The 4,407-nt window shown below is 66.2% G+C and carries 2 protein-coding genes; one reads left to right on the forward strand and one right to left on the reverse strand.

Annotation, left to right across the window (positions count from 1 at the left end; all coding sequences use genetic code 11):
* Nucleotides 1-335: 335 nt before the first annotated feature.
* Nucleotides 336-2,294: an acetoacetate--CoA ligase gene (locus tag ACT6QU_RS19360; protein ID WP_444565998.1), complete on the reverse strand. Its 1,959-nt coding sequence runs from the start codon at nucleotides 2,292-2,294 to the stop codon at nucleotides 336-338.
* A 188-nt stretch (nucleotides 2,295-2,482) separates the two neighbouring features.
* Between ACT6QU_RS19360 and ACT6QU_RS19365 the strand changes: the two genes are divergently transcribed.
* Nucleotides 2,483-4,336: an AsmA family protein gene (locus ACT6QU_RS19365; protein WP_444565999.1), complete on the forward strand. Its 1,854-nt coding sequence runs from the start codon at nucleotides 2,483-2,485 to the stop codon at nucleotides 4,334-4,336.
* The last annotated feature ends 71 nt before the right edge of the window (nucleotides 4,337-4,407 follow it).

A 4,407-nucleotide genomic window follows, 5' to 3' on the forward strand; every position in this document is an offset into this window, starting at 1 on the left:
GACAAAACGCCTTCGTGCAGCATCAAAATGCTCGCTACACCGATTTTGCAACGATCCCCCTTGTGGGGAGGGATAAATGGTGGGGGTCGCCTTCGAAAAGACAGGCCGCCGCAGGACAAAAAAAGCGCCCCAAAAGGGGCGCTACGGAATTTGTGTCACACAGGGACTTGAAGCGGGAGGCGCGCGGCCTTCCGGGGCGCGTCCTTTGTCTCAAGTTGAACCCACAATGGCGCGGGAACCGTTAACGAAACCTTGCTGCGGAACCGATATTTTTACCGAATGCTAGGGACGTTGGCGAAGCGGTAAATTTTGGCGCAAGGATCGGTTAACCACGATCAAGTGCGCAGGGCCGACAGATCGCGGAAAAGGTCCAGTGCTTCGGGATTGGCGAGTGCTTCCTGGTTCTTGACCGTTCGGCCGTGGACGATGTCGCGCACGGCCAGTTCAGTGATCTTGCCGGACTTGGTGCGCGGGATGTCGGTGACGGGGACGATGCGCGCCGGCACGTGGCGGGGGCTCGCGCCGGTGCGGATCTGGGTGCGGATCTTCTTTTCCAGTCCCTCGTCCAGCGTCACGCCCGCTGCGAGGCGCACGAAGAGCACGACGCGCACGTCGTCGTCCCAGGTCTGGCCGATGCAGATGGCTTCCGCGATCTCGGCCAATTGCTCGACCTGATTGTAGATTTCGGCGGTGCCGATGCGTACGCCGCCCGGATTGAGCGTCGCGTCGGAACGGCCGTGGATGACGATGCCGCCATGTTCGGTCCACTCGGCGAAATCGCCGTGGCACCAGACATTGTCGAAGCGCTCGAAATAGGCGGATTTGTACTTCGCGCCGTCGGGGTCGTTCCAGAACATGATCGGCATGGCCGGGAACGGCTTCGTGCAGACGAGTTCGCCCTTCTCCCCCCTCACCGGCTTGCCGTCGTCATCCCAGACGTCGACCGCCATGCCGAGGCCCGGCCCCTGGATCTCGCCGATCCAGACGGGTTTCGTCGGCACGCCGAGGACGAAGCAGGAGACGATGTCGGTGCCGCCCGAGATGGAGGCAAGGTGGACGTCTTCCTTGACGCTGTCATAGACGAAGCGGAAGCTTTCGGGCGCGAGCGGCGAACCTGTCGAGGCGATGGTGCGCACGGAGGACAGGTCGTGCGTCGATTTCGGCTCGAGGCCGGCTTTCTTCACCGCGTCGATGAACTTCGCCGAGGTGCCGAAGAAGGTCATCCTCTCGGCCTGCGCGAAATCGAAGATGACGTTGCCGTCCGGGTAGAAGGGCGAGCCGTCATAGAGCAGGAGCGTCGCGCCCGAGGCGAGGCCGGAGACGAGCCAGTTCCACATCATCCAGCCGCAGGTGGTGAAGTAGAAGAAGCGGTCGCCCTCCCCGATCCCGGCATGAAGGCGCTGTTCCTTGACGTGCTGGAGCAGCGTGCCGCCGGCCGAATGGACGATGCATTTCGGAATGCCGGTCGTGCCCGACGAGAACAGGATGTAAAGCGGGTGCGCGAAGGGCAGCCGGGTGAACTCGACCACCCTCGGCGCAATGCTCGAAATCGCATCCGACAGGGCTTCGGCGCGGTCGATCTTCGCGGCGGCTGATTTCGCGTTGCCGAGATAGTCGACGATGAAGGCGCGGGTTGCGCTCGGCAGCTTGGCGACGACGGCGGCGACCTTGTCGGAGACGTTGAGCGCCTTGCCATTGTAGTGGTAGCCGTCGACGGTGATGAAGAGCTTCGGCTCGATCTGGCCGAAGCGGTCGAGCACGCCCTGTTCGCCGAAATCGGGCGAGCAGGACGACCAGATGGCGCCGATGGAGGCGGTGGCGAGCATGGCCGCGATGGTTTCCGGCATGTTCGGCATCATCGCCGCGACGCGGTCGCCCTCACCCACGCCATGTCCGCGGAAAAGCTGCTGAAGCTGCGAGACCAGCGCGTGAAGCTCGTCCCATGACATGCGCCGCGCGACCTTGTCCTCGCCGCGGAAGACGAGCGCATCGTGCGAACCGCGCTTCGACAGGAGGTTTTCGGCGAAGTTCAGTTTCGCATCGGGGAAGAAACGGGCGCCGGGCATGCGGTCGCCGTCTTCGAGCACGCGCACGCCCTTGTCGCCCTTGACGCCGCAGAAGTCCCAGACGAGGCTCCAGAACGCCTCGCGATCCTCGACCGACCAGGCGTGGAGCGCGTCGTAGTCGCCGAGTTCGCGGCCGGCCACGGCCGAGGCCTGCCGCGCAAAGGCGGTGATCGGCGCGGCCTCGATGTCCTGCGGTTTCGGGGTCCAGAGCGGCGCGGTTTCGGTCATGCGGGTCCTCCCAGAAATGGTCGCGCTCTTGAAGCACGGCGCGGGCTTGGCTGACAAGCCACGCCCGGCATCGTAGAAATACGTTGGCAACGGCCCTTCCAAGGCCACAAATGCTTGAAATGGCATTCGCATCGAATAGGCTCCGCGGCAATGCAGACGTGCGGGTGTCTGCCAGTCGGCGAGGTTGAATGCAGGGACAGGTCGTCAGACGAACGATCATCGGGCTCGCCGCCCTCATCGTCGTGGGCGTCGGGCTGGTTCTCGCGCTGCCGTGGATCGCCTCGACGCAGCTCGTGCGCGACCGGATCGCCTACGAATTGTCGGCCTGGAGCGGCTATCGCGTGCAGCTTGGCCAGGCGCCGCATATCGATGTCTGGCCGACCTTTTCCGCCCATCTTTCCAATGTCGCGCTCTACGAATGGGGCGCTCATGACAGCCGTCCGGTGCTCGAGGCCGAGCGCGTCGACATCGACCTTTCGGCGCTGGCGGCGCTGCGCGGCAATGTCGTCTTTTCCAGGCTTGCGCTCGAACACCCGCTGCTGCGCCTGACGCGGGCGACGCCGGTCTTCGACCTGCCGCCCCTGCCCGGCGGCGGACGGATGAGCCGGGCGATCGACACGGCCAGCCAGGTCGTCGGCGCCAATGCCGTGGAGCCGGACCTTTCGGCGCTGCCGAGCGACCCGTTCGGGCAGGTGACGTTCAATGACGGACGCATCGCGGTCGTCGAGGACGGCCAGGACCAGGTGATCCTTTCGGGCCTGACCGGACAGATCGGCTGGCCCGCGCTCGACCGGCCGGCGACCCTGACAGCCGCCGGGGTGTGGCGCAGCGAGGCGATCCGCGTCGAGGCCTCGAGCGCGCAGCCGCTGCTGCTCATGGCCGGCGGCACGTCGCCGATGCGTCTTTCGCTCGACGCCGCGCCGGCCAAGCTGCGCTTCGATGGAGCGGCGAACCTTTCGGTCAACTCGTTCTTCGATGGTGAGGCGAGCTTCGAGACGCCCTCGCTGCGCCGCGCGCTCGAATGGTCGCGCACCGACATCGCGGCCGGCCAGACGATCGGCGCGGCCAAGCTTTCGGGCCGGATCACCGGCAGCGCGGAGCGGCTGCGGATCGAGGACGCGGTGCTTGACCTTGCGGGAAGCCCGGGCAGCGGCGTTCTCGAACTTTCGAATGACGGCGCCGCACCGACCATCGGCGGCTCGATCGCCTTCGACCAGTTGAATCTGGGCACGTTCCTCGCTGCCTTCACGCCGCAGATCGACCGCGTCGACGAGGGCGCCGACCTGATCGACGAGAACGCGGCACGCCAGCTCAATCTCGACCTGCGGCTTTCGGCGACGCAGGCGCAGCTCGGCAGTTTCGCACTGGCGGGGCTCGCCGCGACGGCGCAGCTCAAGGACGGCAATGCCGCCTTCGACATCTCCGACGCGACCGCCTTCGGCGGCACGATCCAGGCGGGCATCCGGATCGAACCGGCAGGCGGCGCCAATGCCGTCGAGTTGCGGTTCCTGGCGAGCGAGATCGATGTCGGCGCGATGACGCTTCAGGCGGGCGCCAAGCGCTTCGTGCCGCAGACGCGCGGCAACCTGTCCGCCATCCTGCGCGGCAAGGGCAATGACTGGAACTCCGTGATCTCGACCTCGGAAGGCACGCTCACCGCCAATTTCGGACCGGGCGACATCGTCGGCCTCGACGCCAACGCATTTCTGGCGCGGTCGGCGGATGGGCGGATGTTCCCGCTATCGGACGTGGCCGAGGGCGCCCTGCCGATCCGGGGCCTCCAGTTCAGCGCCGCCGTCGGGCGCGGACTGGCGCGGATCGACACCGCGACGGTGTCGATGGAAGGCAGGCGCGCCTCGCTCACCGGCATCGTGCCGCTCGCCGGCCGCGCGCTGGCGCTTTCGGGCGAGGTCGCGCCGGTGGACGGCCAGGGACAGGTGACGGGCGAGGCGGCGAAGTTCTTCGTCGGCGGCGGCTGGGACGAGCCGTTCATCTCTCCGGTGTCCAGTGCGCCGGATGTGCGGGATGCGCCGGAACTCTAGGTGACATACCCATAAACGAGATTCCCAAGGGCTCTGCGGTGTGATTCCCTTCCTGCAATCGACAGGAGGTG

This window comes from Aliihoeflea sp. (assembly GCF_052435475.1).
In the GTDB taxonomy this organism is placed as follows: domain Bacteria; phylum Pseudomonadota; class Alphaproteobacteria; order Rhizobiales; family Rhizobiaceae; genus Aliihoeflea.

Excerpts from the sequence above, each read along its gene's own strand:
- ACT6QU_RS19360 (WP_444565998.1), bottom strand. The coding sequence starts at position 2,294 with ATGACCGAAACCGCGCCGCTCTGGACCCCGAAACCGCAGGACATCGAG.
- ACT6QU_RS19365 (WP_444565999.1), top strand. The coding sequence starts at position 2,483 with ATGCAGGGACAGGTCGTCAGACGAACGATCATCGGGCTCGCCGCCCTC.